This window comes from Marinoscillum pacificum (genome assembly GCF_024714495.1).
In the GTDB taxonomy this organism is placed as follows: Bacteria; Bacteroidota; Bacteroidia; order Cytophagales; family Cyclobacteriaceae; genus Marinoscillum; species Marinoscillum pacificum.
In genome coordinates this window covers 10,774-27,486 of record NZ_JAMZMJ010000012.1, presented here as the reverse complement: position 1 = coordinate 27,486, position 16,713 = coordinate 10,774, and the positions used below count along the sequence as shown (strand labels likewise).

The 16,713-nt window shown below is 39.4% G+C and carries 17 protein-coding genes; 5 read left to right on the top strand and 12 right to left on the bottom strand.

Features of this window, described 5'->3' with window-relative positions:
- Positions 1-25: 25 nt before the first annotated feature.
- From gatA to NXS00_RS20940, 9 genes are all read right to left on the bottom strand, one after another.
- A complete protein-coding gene (gene gatA / locus NXS00_RS20980) occupies positions 26-1,447 on the bottom strand; it encodes an Asp-tRNA(Asn)/Glu-tRNA(Gln) amidotransferase subunit GatA (RefSeq protein ID WP_258101236.1) in 1,422 nt (473 codons plus the stop codon).
- 3 nt (positions 1,448-1,450) lie between these two features.
- Positions 1,451-1,669: a twin-arginine translocase TatA/TatE family subunit gene (gene tatA / locus NXS00_RS20975; protein ID WP_373418675.1), complete on the bottom strand. Its 219-nt coding sequence runs from the start codon at positions 1,667-1,669 to the stop codon at positions 1,451-1,453.
- A gap of 45 nt (positions 1,670-1,714) precedes the next feature.
- Positions 1,715-2,911 (bottom strand): murein hydrolase activator EnvC family protein, encoded by a 1,197-nt coding sequence (locus NXS00_RS20970; protein ID WP_258101235.1) that lies wholly within the window; start codon positions 2,909-2,911, stop codon positions 1,715-1,717.
- Entirely contained in the window at positions 2,898-3,659 is a 762-nt protein-coding gene (lolB1, locus tag NXS00_RS20965; protein ID WP_258101234.1) for a lipoprotein insertase outer membrane protein LolB1, read from the bottom strand. The genes NXS00_RS20970 and lolB1 overlap by 14 nt, the downstream gene beginning before the upstream one ends.
- Complete coding sequence (locus NXS00_RS20960) at positions 3,634-5,346, bottom strand: tetratricopeptide repeat protein (protein WP_258101233.1); 1,713 nt, start codon at positions 5,344-5,346, stop codon at positions 3,634-3,636. The genes lolB1 and NXS00_RS20960 overlap by 26 nt, the downstream gene beginning before the upstream one ends.
- 4 nt (positions 5,347-5,350) lie before the next feature.
- Positions 5,351-6,352 carry a sugar phosphate nucleotidyltransferase gene (locus tag NXS00_RS20955; protein ID WP_258101232.1) on the bottom strand — a complete coding sequence of 334 codons (1,002 nt, stop codon included), beginning with the start codon at positions 6,350-6,352 and terminating at the stop codon, positions 5,351-5,353.
- Between the two features lie 4 nt (positions 6,353-6,356).
- Positions 6,357-7,838 (bottom strand): oligosaccharide flippase family protein, encoded by a 1,482-nt coding sequence (locus NXS00_RS20950; RefSeq protein ID WP_258101231.1) that lies wholly within the window; start codon positions 7,836-7,838, stop codon positions 6,357-6,359.
- Entirely contained in the window at positions 7,839-8,624 is a 786-nt protein-coding gene (locus tag NXS00_RS20945; protein ID WP_258101230.1) for an enoyl-CoA hydratase-related protein, read from the bottom strand.
- A gap of 129 nt (positions 8,625-8,753) precedes the next feature.
- A complete protein-coding gene (locus NXS00_RS20940) occupies positions 8,754-9,704 on the bottom strand; it encodes an NAD-dependent epimerase/dehydratase family protein (protein WP_258101229.1) in 951 nt (316 codons plus the stop codon).
- Positions 9,705-9,788: 84 nt separating this feature from the next.
- On the opposite strand from NXS00_RS20940, the gene NXS00_RS20935 reads away from it, so the two are divergent.
- Both NXS00_RS20935 and kbl read left to right on the top strand, forming a co-directional pair.
- Positions 9,789-10,037, top strand: a complete 249-nt coding sequence (locus NXS00_RS20935) for a hypothetical protein (protein ID WP_258101371.1) — start codon at positions 9,789-9,791, stop codon at positions 10,035-10,037.
- Positions 10,038-10,042: 5 nt separating this feature from the next.
- A complete protein-coding gene (kbl, locus tag NXS00_RS20930; RefSeq protein WP_258101228.1) occupies positions 10,043-11,233 on the top strand; it encodes a glycine C-acetyltransferase in 1,191 nt (396 codons plus the stop codon).
- A gap of 1 nt (position 11,234) precedes the next feature.
- Here the strand turns inward: kbl and cdaA are convergent, their stop codons facing one another.
- Together cdaA and folP are read right to left on the bottom strand one after the other, a co-directional pair.
- Positions 11,235-12,146 (bottom strand): diadenylate cyclase CdaA, encoded by a 912-nt coding sequence (gene cdaA, locus NXS00_RS20925; RefSeq protein WP_258101227.1) that lies wholly within the window; start codon positions 12,144-12,146, stop codon positions 11,235-11,237.
- Entirely contained in the window at positions 12,143-12,997 is an 855-nt protein-coding gene (gene folP, locus NXS00_RS20920) for a dihydropteroate synthase (protein ID WP_258101226.1), read from the bottom strand. The genes cdaA and folP overlap by 4 nt, the downstream gene beginning before the upstream one ends.
- Positions 12,998-13,034: 37 nt before the next feature.
- On the opposite strand from folP, the gene NXS00_RS20915 reads away from it, so the two are divergent.
- The 3 genes from NXS00_RS20915 to NXS00_RS20905 are packed head-to-tail and all read left to right on the top strand — an operon-like array spanning position 13,035 to position 15,162.
- The gene (locus NXS00_RS20915) at positions 13,035-13,583 is read left to right on the top strand and encodes a DUF1599 domain-containing protein (protein WP_258101225.1); all 549 of its coding nucleotides are present in this window, start codon (positions 13,035-13,037) and stop codon (positions 13,581-13,583) included.
- The gene (locus NXS00_RS20910) at positions 13,580-14,668 is read left to right on the top strand and encodes a BT_3928 family protein (RefSeq protein WP_258101224.1); all 1,089 of its coding nucleotides are present in this window, start codon (positions 13,580-13,582) and stop codon (positions 14,666-14,668) included. Before NXS00_RS20915 ends, NXS00_RS20910 begins: the two co-directional genes overlap by 4 nt.
- The gene (locus tag NXS00_RS20905) at positions 14,665-15,162 is read left to right on the top strand and encodes a shikimate kinase (protein ID WP_258101223.1); all 498 of its coding nucleotides are present in this window, start codon (positions 14,665-14,667) and stop codon (positions 15,160-15,162) included. The genes NXS00_RS20910 and NXS00_RS20905 overlap by 4 nt, the downstream gene beginning before the upstream one ends.
- On the opposite strand, the gene NXS00_RS20900 is transcribed toward NXS00_RS20905, so the two are convergent.
- Positions 15,159-16,685: a hypothetical protein gene (locus NXS00_RS20900; protein WP_258101222.1), complete on the bottom strand. Its 1,527-nt coding sequence runs from the start codon at positions 16,683-16,685 to the stop codon at positions 15,159-15,161. The two genes, NXS00_RS20905 and NXS00_RS20900, sit on opposite strands and share 4 nt — an antisense overlap.
- Between the last annotated feature and the right edge of the window lie 28 nt (positions 16,686-16,713).

The following is a 16,713-nucleotide window of genomic DNA, read 5'->3' as shown; positions in this document are numbered from 1 at the left end:
GAAAGTCTAACGAGTTTGAATGTTATTAATTATCCGAAAGATACTTTGAAAATGCCAGCAACTTGTGCTCTTCAAAAGCTCTGGTAATTACCTGAAGTCCTATTGACATTCCATCAGAATCTCTTCCTATAGGAATAGATACGGCAGGAACTCCGGCAACAGATGCCTGAACCGTAAATAAATCTGCCAGGTACATTTCCATCGAATCTGTTTTCGAACCCAATTCGAAAGCAGTAGTTGGTGCCGTTGGAAGCACCACAAAATCATATTGCTCCAGCAAAGCATTCAATTGCTCCTGAATCATGCGACGAACCTTCTGTGCTTTCAGATAATACGCATCATGATAACTAGATGACAATACGGCTGTTCCTAATAAGATTCTTTTAGCAACCTCAGGACCAAATCCTTCCGAACGGCTTTTCTTGAACATCTCTTCAAGATTTTTCGGATTTGGTGTTCTATATCCATATCTCACTCCATCATATCTAGACAAGTTCGAACTTGCCTCTGCGGTAGTTAAGATATAGTACGTAGGAAGGGCATATTCCATCAGTGGAAAAGAAACCTCTTCTACTTCATGTCCCTGAGCTTTTAGTTGCTCTATTTTAGATACAAAACTGTCTTTTACTTCAGCATTCAATGCGTCATTATCAACAGTCTCAGTAATGTACGCGATCTTTTTGGTTCCTTCTTGAGACAGGTTTTTGCTATACTCTAAAACTGGCTCTCTAGACACCGTACTATCGTACTCGTCTTCACCAGCCATCACCTCAAGAACCAAAGCAGCATCTTCCGCAGTATGTGAAAACACACCAATCACGTCAAACGTACTGGCATATGCAGCCAATCCATGACGAGAAACTCTGGAGTAGGTAGGCTTTAACCCTACCAATCCACAAAAAGAAGCTGGTTGTCTGACGGAACCTCCTGTATCTGTTCCTAACGAAACAGTACACATTCCAGATTGAACAGCTACTGCTGAACCACCTGATGATCCTCCCGGCACTCTGTTTTCTCCATCTGCATTAATCACAGGTGAAAATGCCGAATTCTCATTGGAAGATCCCATCGCAAATTCATCACAGTTATTACGTCCTATGATGATTGCATCTTCATCTATCAATCGCTGAACCGCCGTTGCCGTAAACTGAGATTCAAATCCATCAAGAATCTTGCTACCACATTGCAAAGGATGATCCTTATAACATAGAACATCCTTGATGGTAACGATCATGCCCGCCAGTTTACCAGCGGTACCGTTCTTGATCTTTTGATCTACTATTTCAGCTTGGGAAAGGGCTTCTTCATCGTAAACTGAAAGCAATGCATTCAGTTTTGGGTTCTTCTCCTGGATGTTTGATAAATAGTGCTTAACTACATCCACACAAGAGAACGTCCCATTTTCCAGCCCTGTTCGGATTTCAGAGAATGAAGAGTTTGCTTGCAAGTGTTATTTCTTTTTCGAGTCGCCAGTATCGACGGAAGCTTCGTCAATTTCGTTTTTAATCTCTTTGGTAGCATCCTTAAACTCACGGATACCTTTTCCCATACCTCTTGCGATCTCAGGGATTTTCTTAGCGCCAAAGAATATGATAACAAACAAGATAATGACAATCAGTTCCCAACCTCCTGGCATTCCAAATGCTAACACCGTATTCATATCGTTCATATTAATTTGATTCAAAGATAGCTATAAAAGGTTCCTACTAAAAAATCATTTTGGAGAAAGCCACTTTTCCGGATCAAGCTTGGCAAAATTTTTCCAAACCTCGAAATGTACTTCTGTTACTCCACTATTATCTGTATAAACCGTTCCAATTAAATCATCTTTACCCACAATGCTGCCCTTTTTTACATGAACCTCCTTTAAGCGAGCATAAAGGGTAAAATATTCTCCGTGCTGAACCATCACCACGTTGTTCATACCTGGTGCAAAAGCCACCGTAATGACCTTGCCCTGATGCACACTTTTCACTTGTGCATCCTTCCCTGTTTGTATCTCTACTCCTCGATTATCAACTGTGATCCCTTTCAATACAGGGTGTGGCTGTTTACCGAATTTTGACGACACAAAACCTGACTCAACAGGCCAGGAAAGTTTGTTTTTCATATGCTCAAAAGTTGTAGAAAGTTCCTCTTCATCAGCCAATGCTTTAGAAGACAAAGTTTTGGAACGTTCTATCTCTTTACGAACAATTTCAGCTATGAGCTTATCTAAACGATCAAGCGCTTGCTTTCGTTCAGCTAATTCCTTCTTTAGTTCTTTTTCTTTTTTGGTCAATTCTTGCACCAAACCACTTTGCTTCGACTTTAGCTTATTGAGCTTTCTAGCTTCTGCCAATTGCTGGTCCAAAAGTGTTTGCTGCTCAGCTCGTTTGATCTGAACTTCGTTTCTCTGCCCATCCAATTCTTTAGACACTTCCTCTATTTGCTGCGCTTGCAATGTCCGAGCATCTGAATACTGTTCCAGGTACTTCAATCTCATGAATAGTTGATTGAACGTATTGGCAGAAAATAGGAAGGTAAGCTGTGAAAAACCATGATTGGCTTTGTAACTGCTGTAGATCATGGCAGCATATTCCTCTTTCAGCTTCTTCAAATCATTTTGGAGTGCAGAAACGATAATATTTAAATCACCGATTTCCCCATCGAGCAATCCAATTTCCTGATTCAATGAATTGATCAAACCTTCTCTTGCTGAAATTTGTTGATTAAGTGCTCTTAACTGTCCGATTGTGGCCTTCTTCTCAGACTCAGTATCACTAAGAATCTTCTCCGCTTCAGCGATTTTGCTCAGGTTTTCTCGTTTCTCTTTTTCTAATTGGGATTTAGTCTTTTGAGCAAAAGCATTTCCTCCAGACAGGATGAGTACACTCCAAAATAAAACGCAAAGCAGTCTATTTATGCTCATATTTCTGTGGAACATTGAACGGGAATTTAATAGGCTTCTCTTCAATTGTTGCCTGCTTATACTCCAAATCGATGGTTGTTTTCTTTTTGCCTTCCTTCTGATATTCGAGTGCCGCCTTAATCAAAAATGGAAAAACCTCTTCATTGACCAGCTGGAAGTCACTGTAAGTTACAGAAACGGTATTGTTTGTTAAAGTGTCTTTGACATTCACTTTTTCCAATTTCATGGTTTTGGCACCGATGTAATTATCAAACTGGAATGCGCTATGCACCTGACTGTATGTATACATGTCTCCTGACTTTACCACACGCTCACGCACATAAGGGTAGATCAAGTTGCCGATAATGACAGATTCAACCAATGAATAATTCAGGTCAAAATCCAGCTTCTTACTTAGTTCAGGGAATGAGAAATCCATATAGGTCTTCTCGTGCTTGTTTAGAATGAAAACAGAATCTGTGGTAATCAGAATTCTAGCTGCTTCATAGCCTAATCCAGGAGATAACGACACCCAAATAATACTATCTTTTTGGATTCGCATGTTGGCCGTACCTGAAACACTTTGTTTATCAGAATCAAAGTCAACTTTAGCCTTAGCTGTTAAATAGGTAAACTCCACATCGTCAACAACAAGGCGGTTACCAACTCGATCAAAAATATCTGAAAATTTCTTGTTACAGCCACTAAGTACTAGTAAGGCCAACAAAGCAATCGTTAACTGCTTATTCCAAAAGTTTCTTCTGCTCAATTTTCTGATTAATAAGTTCAGATGCATCATTTAATAAACTTGCTCTTCTCCACTGTTCCACTGCTTGATCAACCTTGCCAAGCTTATACAACACATCGCCATAGTGCTCAATGACTGTGCCATCTTCCTGCAAATTTGCTGCTTTTCTTAAATATACAAGGGCTTCATCGTATTTCTCTAAAGTATACAGCACCCAGCCGTGCGTATCAAGGTAGGTTGGATTATCCGGATGTAGCTCCACAAGCTTGGTTGACATCTCTATGGCTTTATCCAATTTTTCCTTTTTCAAACTCAAGAAAAAGCTGTAATTATTGAGCACATGGTCATTCGTAGGATTCTCTTTTAAAGCGCTTTCATACGAATCATAAGATTTCTGATATTGCTTCAAACTGTTGTACGCATCGCCCATTTGACCATAAAAGACAGACTTCAACTGACTGTTCGTCACATAGCGTTTCCCTTGTTCAAAAATCTGGATAGACTTTTTGTATTCCTTATTCACTAGATACCCAGTACCACAGAAATAATAAAGAGCTCCCTGGTTAGGAAAATATTCCATCGCCTTTTCAGAATGCTTGATCATCGCATCAAAGTCACTTAAGCTAGCTTCGATCTGAAGTATATTTTGCCAGGTCTCAAAATGGGCAGGGTCTACCTCCACAGCCTTTACATAGTACTCCAGTGCTTTCTCCTGATTTTCCAATTGATACATCACATCCCCAGAAAATGCCTGAACCTCATAAATCTCTGGATATTGATCCGCCAACCCATCAGTTAACGTCATGATCATATCAAAATCCTCTGTTGTCAGTGCATTTTGCAACAAACTATTAAGGATTTGAAGTTTGGATGCATAGTCAATGTCTTTAGATTCCAGGGTGGTGGAAGCTAATTCCAATGCCTCTCCAGTTTTACCCTCGGTCAACATGATCTGACTCATTAGCAAATCTCTTTGCTGGCCACTATGAAGCTGCTGCAATCGCTCCTTAGCCTCGTCAATCATGTTGTGAGTGATCAGAAACTGTGCTAACTCAATAGTATAAGTATCTTCTCCCGGGTGCTCGGCAATCAACTTATCCCACTCCTTCATCAAGCCTTCGTAATCCTTCTTCTTTAGATAGATTTTTTGCTTCTCTCTTAGGACAATTTCATTCACACCAAAGACCGCTTCCGCTCTACTATAAGTTTCAAGTGCCTTTTGATCTTCTCCTTGAAACTGATACAAGATTGCCAGGTCAAAAAGATATTCTTCTGTACCCTCTACATTATCAATCATTCGTTGATAGATAGCAGTGGCTTCCTTATAATTGGAAAGAGATTTATGAATTTCTGCAGCAAGTAGCAGGTAATATTTATTGGTCTTATCTAATTCAGCAGCTTTGGTTGCATAAACCAGAGCTCCGGAGTTATCTCCGTTTTTGGTCAGAATCTCTGCTATTTTGAAATTAACTACCGCATCATCTGGAGTAATTTCTAGTGCTGACTTAAAAAGCTCAAGTGCTTTGAAGTAGTTTTCCAGTATAAGTTCACGCTCTGCATCAATTATGATGGTTTCAGCTTTTAACTTTTCCCCAGGCGACAATTCCGTCACATCAATAGGAGAAAAGTCTGAGCTTCCCTTTTTCTTCTTCTGTGAAAAAGCGGCTAAACTCAACAAAACCAATCCACCAATAATAAATGCTCTCATAAACTTATTTCTTCCATTCACTATAATCCCCCAAACTCACATCCATTGGGTTTGCCTCCATCTTAACGTGATTACCTATCATGGAGTTAGTTAAATTAACTCCTTTTAGCTTAGTATCGTTCTGAATGAGAGAGTCTTTGATTCGGCTGTCCTGAACTTCACATCCTTTCCCCAGGGAAACATGTGGTCCAATAACTGACTCCTTCACTATTACTCCCTGTCCAATAAACACCGGTGGAATGATTGTTGAATTTTCTATCTGCGCGGATTCATGAATTAAATTCTCACCAATAAATCCTAAATATCTACTATTAGACTCAACAGTAACATTTTTGTTCCCACAATCGAGCCATTCATTCACTGTACCCGCAGTGAATTTCACACCTTCTTGCTTTAAGTTTTCTAACGCAGTTGTCAATTGATATTCACCACTTGCCATGATGTTGTTATCAATGATGTGATCGAGCTGAGTTTTCAGTTTCTCACCTTCTTTGAAATAGTAAATCCCAATGATAGCCAAATCAGAAACCGGAGTTTGAGGTTTCTCTACAAACTCTGTAATGATCCCTCTGTCATCCAAATTAACCACACCATAAGCACTAGGATTCTCTACTTTCTTTACCCAAATAATTCCATCATCTGAAGTGTTTAGCTTAAAGTCTGCTTTGAATAAAGTATCAGAGAAAGCAACAGTTACTTTTCCTTTCAAAACTTCTCTAGCGCAATGCACTGCATGAGCTGTACCCAATGCCTCCTCTTGAAAAAAGATTCTTGCTTTTGCTCCTACAGACTCAGCGATCTCATGCAGACTCTTCACTACTTCTTCTCCAAAATCACCAATTACGAAACCGATTTCTTCGATTTTCTCAGAAGTAACTTCAGCTATATCTTCAACCAATCGCTGTACAATTGGCTTTCCTGCAATCGGAATCAGAGGTTTTGGTACAGTAAGTGTGTGAGGTCTCAACCGCTTACCCATACCTGCCATAGGAATGACTAGATTCATATGATTATTTGATTTTGAAAGTACCTCGACGATAGTCCAATAACCACACCAATATTAGAAATGTGATCAACAAACAAGAGGCAAAGATGTATTTATAAGTTTGATTGAAGTCGTAAATGTAAAGAGCCGTTATGGAAACGCCACCAAAGATCATGTAAAAAAGGCCTTTTGCTGTCAAATAAGGTATATAGTAATGTTTCTGACCTAATAGATAGCTCACTGCCACCATAGCCAAGTAACTCAGCACCGTTGCATAAGCACTCCCCATAAATCCAAATACAGGAATCATAACGACGTTTGCTACAATGGTAATACTCGCTCCCATTATAGAAATCCATGCTCCGTATTTTGTTTGATCAGTTAGTTTATACCAGATGGATAAGTTAAAATAAATTCCTAACAACAAGCCCCCGAACAACAACCACGGAACAATATCAAGCCCCATTAAGTAGTCTGGATTTTGAAGAAAGATTGGAGCTATTATCGGTAAGAATAAAGAAATAACCATCCAGGCAAGCACACCAAAAATGATGAAAGCGTGCATCACTACCGAAAATAACTGCGGTGAATTTTTATCAGCTGATTTCGAAAAGAAAAACGGCTCAAAAGCATAACGAAACGCCTGTACCGCCAAAGTCATAAAAACCGACAGCTTGTAACATGCCCCAAACACTCCTAAAATATGGAGATTCGAATAACCTTCGTAAAAATCATTGGGCAATAAATATTTCAACAATACTCTGGAAAGCATTTCATTTGTCACTCCAGCAAAACCCAAAATCATCAGTGGCCAGGCATACTTGAGCATCTTTTTCCACTCCTCTCCAAGTTTCGGTCGAACAAAAAAAGTATCCCGACCAAGTGGAATGAGGTATAGAGCATTGGCAACTAAATTGGACAAAAAAACATATCCCACTCCCATTTTGGGATTATAGATAGCAGAAACAAAGGAATCTGGGTGGCTCTCCAACCACCACGGACAGAACAATAAAAAGAAGCAGTTCAGTCCGATATTAACAAGAATGTTGCTCAGCTTAAGAGAGGCAAAAAAGAAGGCTTTTCCTTTTAGTCGCAAACGAGCAAATGGCACCGCAACAATGGCATCAATCGCCAATATAATCGCTAACCAAATGACATATTTTTCCTTTCCCGAATAATTGAGTGCTTCTACAATCCAGGTGGAGGATAGCATGATGATGCAACTAAACAATAGGGAAGTAATGAGTAGGGAAGTTTGTGCTATCTGAAAATAGTCAACTCCTTCATTGGATTTGCTCGCATACCTGAAATAGGTAGTCTCGAAACCATAAGTATATAGAATATTAAGAAACGCTACGAATACATATAGCTCCGTTACGATTCCATATTCTGCTGGAACGAATACACTAGTATATAGTGGTACCAGAGCGTAATTGAGAATCCGCCCCAAAACGCTACTCGCTCCGTAAATTACCGTTTGGCTAGCAAGCTGCCGAAGTTGGCTCACTTATTCTCCTTTAAACTCAGGGGTTCTTTTTTCCATGAATGCTGCAGCTCCTTCTTTGAAGTCATCCGTTCCGCAACATGTCGCAAATGCATTGGCCTCCGTTTGATAGCCATTTTCATCATGATTAAATACTGCATTCACACAGTCTACTACCAGCCCAATTGCAATTGGAGCTTTGGCAGTAATTTTACCTAAAATCTCTTTGGCTTTTTCAACAGCAGCAGCTTTATCTGCTTCTACATAATTGACCAAACCATAGTTCAATGCAGTAGAGGAATCCATCATATCTCCTGTCATCAGGAACTCAAATGCTCTTCCTTTACCAATCAATTGAGTCAATCTTTGCGTTCCGCCGTATCCCGGGATGATTCCAAGATTAACTTCCGGCTGACCAAAACGAGCATTAGCACTAGCCACTCTGATGTGACAGCCCATAGCCAATTCACATCCTCCGCCCAATGCAAAGCCATTCACTACTGCTACAACTGGAGTATGACAGTTTTCGATCAACTGAAATACTTCCTGACCTGCTTCCGCAAACTTTCTTGCGTTCATTTCATTCAACTCCGAGAATTGTGAAATATCTGCTCCTGCTACGAATGCCTTTTCACCTGCTCCGGTGATAATCACACCTTTGATGTCCTTGTCGTCATATACAGACTGAAAGACTTCTTTCAATTCAGCAAGGGTTTCAGTATTTAGCGCATTGAGTTTGGACTCTCTATTGATGGTAATCGTAAGAATACTACCTTCAGTAGATAAAGAGAGATTCTGCAAGTCAGCCATAAAGTTGGATTTCAAATGAACTCGAAAGAAAAACCAAATTTAAGATTAATTCAAATATTTTCAGAGATAAGGCCTAATGACTATATTCATTTGATAACAAATTTGCCATTAAGCCTATTTCGTTACATTTTATTTGGCAGTCACCAGGATGGACTCCAAATTATCCAACATGGTGTCAACCATTTTTTTCAAATCAAAATCTGGCTTCCATTGCCAGTCACTTCTTGCTTCTGTATCATCAATGCTATTTGGCCAGCTATCCGCAATTTGCTGTCTGAAATCAGGAGCGTAATTGATTTTGAAATCAGGATATCTCTTGACAATTTCATCATAAATCATCGCTGGAGAGAAACTAATCGCAGAAACGTTATAGCTAGAACGTACTTTAACCTGCTGAGCATCTGCTTGCATGATATCTATAGTAGCTTTGACAGCATCGTCCATGTACATCATAGGGAGCAATGAGTCTTCCTTCAAGAAACAATCATAATTTCCTTCCAAAATAGCCTTCCAGAAGATATCCACGGCATAATCTGTAGTACCTCCTCCAGGCTGAGCCTTATACCCAATCAAGCCAGGGTAACGAATAGATCTTACGTCTACTCCATGTTTCTGATGATACCACTCACACCATCTTTCTCCTGCTAGTTTACTAATTCCGTAAACCGTATTTGGATCCATTACTGTGTTTTGTGGAGTCTTTGTCTTTGGTGTACCAGGCCCGAAAACCGCTATCGATGATGGCCAATAAATCTTAGACACACCATTTTTCCCTGCTTCCAAAACATTCAGCAAACTGGTCATATTCAGATCCCAGGCAAACTTGGGGTTTTGCTCACCTTTGGCTGAAAGTATGGCTGCTAAATGGTAAATCTGTGTGATTTGATGCTTGGCAATTAAAGCATCTAAAGCCTCTTTATTCATCACGTCAAGTGACTCAAAAGGCCCGTCTTTTATCAAGTCTGCTGCTTCACGAAGATCAGACGCAATGACGTTCTCCGTACCAAACAGTTCGCGCAGCTTTAAGGTTAACTCCGTACCGAGTTGGCCGCATGCACCGATGACTAATATTTTATCCATGGGGTAATGTCGTTTGTGGCTGCAAAAGTAGTAATTTGATTTTTCTCACAACTTATAATCTTCATTCCTTATAACTTTGTTCTGATGAATTTGAGAACCTACCTGATAACCAAAAAAATAGATCCGGATCTGCTGAAAAAAGCGGAGCCTGAGAAGTACAAGGAGTTCAACTTGCAGTTCTCTCAAATGCATCCAGATAGTTTTACCGCTCAGAAGCTGTTTTTACTTAATAAGCTTCGAAGAAAATTTAAATTGGAGAAGGAGCCAGAAGAAAAGACTATCGTCAAACCAAAAAGTGTTAAACCTAAGATCGTTCCAAAAATCAAAAAATAGACGACATGTATACATCCTTAAAGTCAAAACTGGAAAAGGAAATTGCTGAAATCATAGAAGCTGGTCTTTACAAAGAAGAGCGCATTATTGCTTCACCTCAAGACGCTGTTATTAAGCTTAGTGATGGCAAAGAAGTAATCAATTTTTGTGCAAATAATTACCTTGGCCTGTCTTCTCACCCTAAAGTAATTGAGGCAGCAAAAGCTTCCATTGATTCTCATGGTTTTGGTATGTCATCCGTGCGTTTTATCTGCGGAACTCAGGACATCCACAAAGAACTAGAAAGAAAGATCTCTGAGTTTTTAGGAACAGAAGACACGATCCTTTACGCAGCAGCATTTGATGCAAATGGTGGAGTTTTCGAACCAATACTTGGCCCAGAAGATGCGATCATTTCCGATGCATTGAATCATGCTTCCATCATTGATGGAGTTAGACTCTGTAAGGCTCAGAGATATCGCTACAATCACAACGACATGGATGACCTGGAAGCGAAGCTGAAAGAAGCGTCTGGAGCTAAGGTTAAAGCTATCGTGACTGATGGAGTATTCTCTATGGATGGCACTATTGCTCAGCTGGACAAAATCTGTGACTTAGCGGACAAATATGACGCGATTGTAATGACAGATGAGTGTCACTCAACAGGATTTATGGGCAAAACTGGTCGTGGAGTACACGAATACAGAAACTGCATGGATCGTGTAGACATCATCACTGGAACATTAGGCAAAGCACTTGGAGGTGCTTCTGGCGGATTTACTTCTGGTAAAAAAGAAATCATCGATATTTTAAGACAGAGATCTAGGCCTTATTTGTTCTCAAACACATTGGCCCCATCTATTACAGGTGCATCAATCGCTGTGATAGATATGCTTTCTGAAACCACAGAACTTAGAGACAAACTAGAGAGCAACACCAAATATTTCCGTGAGCAAATGACAGCTGCTGGGTTTGACATCAAACCAGGAGATCATGCGATTGTCCCAATCATGCTTTACGATGCAGTGCTTTCACAGCAAATGGCTGCTAAGTTGTTAGATAAAGGAATCTATGTCATTGGATTCTACTTCCCTGTGGTACCAAAAGGTCAGGCAAGAATTAGAGTACAGATGTCTGCAGTTCATGAAAGAGAACATCTAGACAAAGCAGTGGCAGCATTTACCGAAGTAGGAAAAGAGCTTGGAGTGATTAAATAATTCAGGCGGATTCTTTTTCTTTCTTCGCATCAGAACTTTTAGGCTCCTCCTTTTTGGTGGAGCCTTCTTCTTTGGCCTTTTTCAGAATACTATCTGTTGAAGAAGCTTCTTTGGACTCTTCATATAAGTATTCATTGATTGCCTTTCTCAATTCCTGAGTAGAAAGATTATGTGTGATTTCACCATTTCTCATGGTGGACAATTGACCGGTTTCTTCAGATACTACGATGACCAAAGTATCTGTATTTTCAGACATACCTAAAGCAGCTCTGTGTCTCAAACCAAACTGAGCAGGCATGTCACGCTCTGTTACAGGTAATATACATCTAGCAGCGATGATCTTATTGTCATAAATAATAACCGCACCATCATGTAAAGGACTGTATTTGTTAAAGATCGCCATCAGCAATCTTTTAGAAACGACAGCATCAATTCTGTCTCCTGACTCAGCGAAAAACTTCAACTCTGAGTTCTTTGATAACACGATCAATGCTCCAGTGTTCGTACCCCCAAGAGTTTTTGCCGCTTCAATCAATGGAGTAATATCCGCTTTTTTATAACCGATTCGGCTTGTCCAGATTGACTTAAAGTTCTCAAGGATATTCCCTTCATTAAAAATCGGGGCTCGCCCAAGAAGTAATAGGAATTTTCGTATTTCTGGCTGAAATAGAATGATAGCAGCAATAACTCCAACGCCCATAAACTGCCCCAGGATATTACTAAGGAGCTCCATTTGGGCCGCATTTACCACAAGGTAAATAAGATAGAGAATCAGGAAGCCAAGGAATACCTTGATCGCCACACTACCTTTCATCAGCTTGTATACCTGATACAACAACACGGCCACAAACAGGATGTCGATGATATCGACCCACCCTACTTCTAGAAATCCGATGTTGAATCCTAAGATCAAGCTGTTATTTGGTTTATGAGTTTGACGGCTTCCACTGCTTCTTTCACGTCATGCACTCGCAGTATGGATGCACCTTTGAGCAAAGCTAGTGTATTTAATACAGTTGTACCATTTAATGCAGCTTCTGGTTCGATATTTAATACCTTATAAATCATTGATTTTCGCGAAACTCCAATCAAAAGTGGTAAACCTAGCTGCTTTAAATAATCAACACTATTTAACAAGTAATAATTCTGTTCAATTGTTTTAGCAAATCCAAAACCAGGATCTACAATTATATCCTTTATCCCCGCTTCCTTACACTTAGCGATCCTTTCTGAAAAATATTGCATTACTTCTTTCAGAAGATCATCATAGGAAGTCAATTCTTTCATAGTCTGAGGTGTCCCACGCATATGCATAGCGATATACGGAACCTTCAGCTTACCCACTGTTTCCAACATTTGAGCGTCCAACAATCCTGCTGATATATCATTGACAATACTAGCTCCACTTCCAACAGCCGCTGTAGCTACATCAGCCCGAAAAGTGTCTATGGAGATCTGAATATCAGGAAATTGTTTAGAAATCGCCTCGATTGGACCACAAACACGATTGATCTCCTCTTCATTAGTCACTTCTGCAGCCCCAGGCCGGGTAGAGTAACCACCTATATCGAGGATTTCAGCTCCTTCTGAAATCATTTTTTCAGCTTGACGCAAAACATCCGCCTCACTTTCCTTTCTACTCCCAGAGAAAAAAGAATCAGGTGTAACATTTATGATCCCCATGACCTTTGGCGTAGAAAGATCCATAAGAGTCCCTTGGATGTTTATCGTTGTATGAGCAATCAATGTATTAGATTTGTCCATCTAGTTTCACTTAGTACAATATAACCATTTCTGAAAGTTGAAAGATCAGACGATTGAGCAATACCGCGAAGTTATTGCTTCGTGCAAAGAAATTTTCGCAAAAAAGACCAAGGATTACGGAACAGCCTGGAGAATACTGAGACTTCCGTCAATTACCGATCAAATTTTCATCAAAGCTCAACGGATCCGTTCTATTCAAGAAAAAGGTTCGATGAAAGTGCAGGAGGACATTACCTCTGAGTTTATTGGTATCATCAACTACTGCATCATGGCATTGATTCAAATGGAGCTTACGGAAAATGATCCAATGGAGATTTCCTACGAAGCGTTGGAACCAAAGTATGATAAAGCGGCTTCTGATACTTTAGAATTACTCAAAAACAAGAATCATGATTATGGTGAAGCATGGAGAGAAATGCGCGTGAGTTCTATCACAGACATTATTCTCATGAAGCTTCTTAGAGTGAAACAAATCGAAGACAATGCTGGTAAAACCATTATATCTGAGGGTATTGATGCCAACTATCAGGATATGATCAATTACTCAGTATTTTGCATGATCAAATTGAAAGAAGGAAAAGCATGAAAATCATCAGAGAAGTAGCTCGCTATTTTGTAGGAGCTCTATTCATTTTTTCAGGACTTATTAAGATTAATGATCCAATTGGAACAGCAATAAAGCTGGAAGAATACTTTGATGTATTCGCTTATGACATTGCTCCGTTTTTTGAGTGGTTCGTTCCTGCAGCACTTTTCTTTTCCATCCTACTGAGTGTATTAGAAGTTGTCTTAGGCATAGCACTCATCATTGGCTTCAAAATGCCTAGAACGAGTTGGGCATTGCTGTTGATGATTGTGTTTTTTACATTCCTAACTTTCTACTCGGCTTACTTCAATAAAGTAACAGATTGTGGATGTTTCGGAGATGCGATTAAGTTAACACCATGGCAGTCCTTCTATAAAGACATTATTTTATTGGTATTGATCATCGTCATTTTCATCAGTCGCAATCAGTACACTTCATGGTTCTCTGAGAAGTTTGGATACTTCAAAGTAATTGGCTCAACAATCGTCTTGACACTTGTCGCAAACTATGCGGTAAGACATCTTCCATTCATTGATTTTAGAGCTTACGCAATAGGCAATCACTTACCTACATTGATGGAGCCTTCTGAAGAGTTGAAGTATGAGTATGTGATGACCAAAGATGGAGAGGAATTCACCTTTGATAGCTATCCTTCAGATAAGAGTTATGAGTTCAAAGCAATGAATTTGGTAAATCCAGAAGCTCAACCCAAAATCACAGACTTGAGCGTTTGGAATGATGAAGGAGACTTTACAGATGACTTATTGACAGGAAATAAACTTCTTTTCATCATATACAGCGCAGATAAAGCATCTACAGCTCACATAGAAGAAATAAATCAACTTGCAGCACAGGTTAAGACTGCCGAAGCATGGGTTTTGACAGCTTCTGGTCATGAAGAATTTGAGAAATTCCGTCATGAAGCTCAGTTAGCAGTACCATACTTCTATGCTGATGCGACAGTACTTAAAACAATGATTCGTTCAAATCCTGGTATTATGTTACTATCTAATGGAACTGTACTTGGAAAATGGCATCACAACGATACTCCTGAAGTTTCTGATATTAACAGATTAGTTCCGTGAAAACCGGCATCATTTATTTAGTTGGAATGCCCGGCTGTGGTAAGTCCTATTTTGGTAAAAAGTTAGCCACAGAACTTGACTGTGCCCTAATCGATTTGGACAAAGTAATTGAAGAGAAAGAAGGAATGGAGATTGCTGAAATCTTCTCTTCCAAAGGTGAAGATTACTTTAGAAAAATCGAAAATGAAGTCTTGAAAGAAACTACTAATGAATGTGAGTTTCAAATCATTTCGACTGGTGGCGGTACTCCATGTTTTCATGATGGCATAGACTATATGAACCAACATGGCATTACGGTTTTTCTAGAGACAGAAAGAGAGCTTTTGATTGAGCGAATAGCCAGAAAAAGTCATAGACCTTTAATGCAAGGGGACACCGAAGCCAGAGTGGACAAATTGCTTAAAACAAGACTCCCAATATATAAAAAAGCCCAAATCTCCATAGCGCATAGAGAAGTGGACCTTTTGCTTAATGATATAAAAAACCTCTCTTAGAAATTAAATCCTACAGTAGCTGCTACAGTCGTTGTTGTTTTATCAAACGCCGCTTCCGGTTGATTGTTTGTAATAGAATAAGGAGTGTACAATTCCTGTGATTTACTATTTATTATTGCTAAGTCAATGAAAAAATCTTGAGATCTGTAACCAACACCTCCCGTTATATTTCTACTGCTTCTATCAAACCCATCATCACCAGTATAAGGATCACCAAAGTAGGCATATCCGGCTCTAAATCTCAAATTATCCAATCTAAATTCTGCTCCGCCTCTGTAATTAAAGGTGGTACCATAAATACCCTGAATAGATTGATTATCTGCAATGACACTAAAATCTGATGATTTCAATTGACTACTTGAGTAATCAACCATATCAAATTCTCCACTTATAAATCCTAGTTTACCCATGAAGAAAGATGCTCCTGCAGTTAGTTTCGCTGGGCTTCTAAGATTGTACTGACCTACATATAAGTCACTAGTAAAGTTTCGATCATTTAATATCGTACCATCATCAAGCATCACATTATTCCATCTTGTATCATGTCTAAATTCACTTTCTTCATCCATTGAGTAGAATGTCGGTGTCTTGTAAGTCACTCCAAAAGTTACTGTACTTATTGGCCGAACGATCAGCCCAATAGCTCCATTAACTCCACTTCCATTGATAGTCAGTTCATCTGTGATTTTCGTATCGAAAATCCAAGTATCTTCCATGGGAGTACCGTTCTCATCCTCGTAAATAAACTGTTCTTCTGTATAGACTCTTTTGGTATAATATCTAGCTGTAACAAATCCCAAACTTGCTCCAAAGTACACCTTATCATCATAGTTACCACCCCAAGCAAAATTCAGATCATATTGAGAGCCACTTCTCGTTATTGTCTCCGATTGCTGGGGAAACCCAAGTACCAATGAGCCATAACCCGTCAAGTTGTCATTATCATCATATAGTGGATCTATTAAGTAATTTTCATATGCAGATCCAGCAAAACCACCTAGATTTTCTGGATTAGTTGTTCCAGCTTGCTCAATAAATGAATCAATAATTGAGTTATCCGAATTTCTACCTGTATAAGTAATTTCATCGTTGAAATCATTGGTCCTACTCAGAGTAATCGCAAATGTTCCTCCTTTGAATTTCTCACTGGTATAATCTCCTTTGTTCGTATTGAACGCAACACCCAAATTGGCAAAATTGAAGTTGTTTCGATAAGTACCTAAAGTTCCTCCTTGATAGGTAGCATCTGTATTGTGATTGTTAAGACTTGGAGTAAAGGAAAATACACTCCTATTCAGCATACCCAGGCCTCCCGGGTTAGATCCTGCCGAACTCATATCTGCACCTAGTGAAATTTGGGCACCACCCAATGCCTGCATTCTAGCAGTACTTCCGTAGGTGTAGTTTGCTCTGCCGAACATATAAGCATCGTTGTAATAGCCGAAAGCACCATCTGCTACTTGTGCCATCCCAATTACTGGACATAGCAATCCTGTGAAAAGTATATTTAAAGCTTTTTTCATGACGAATAGTTAATAGAATAAATGAATC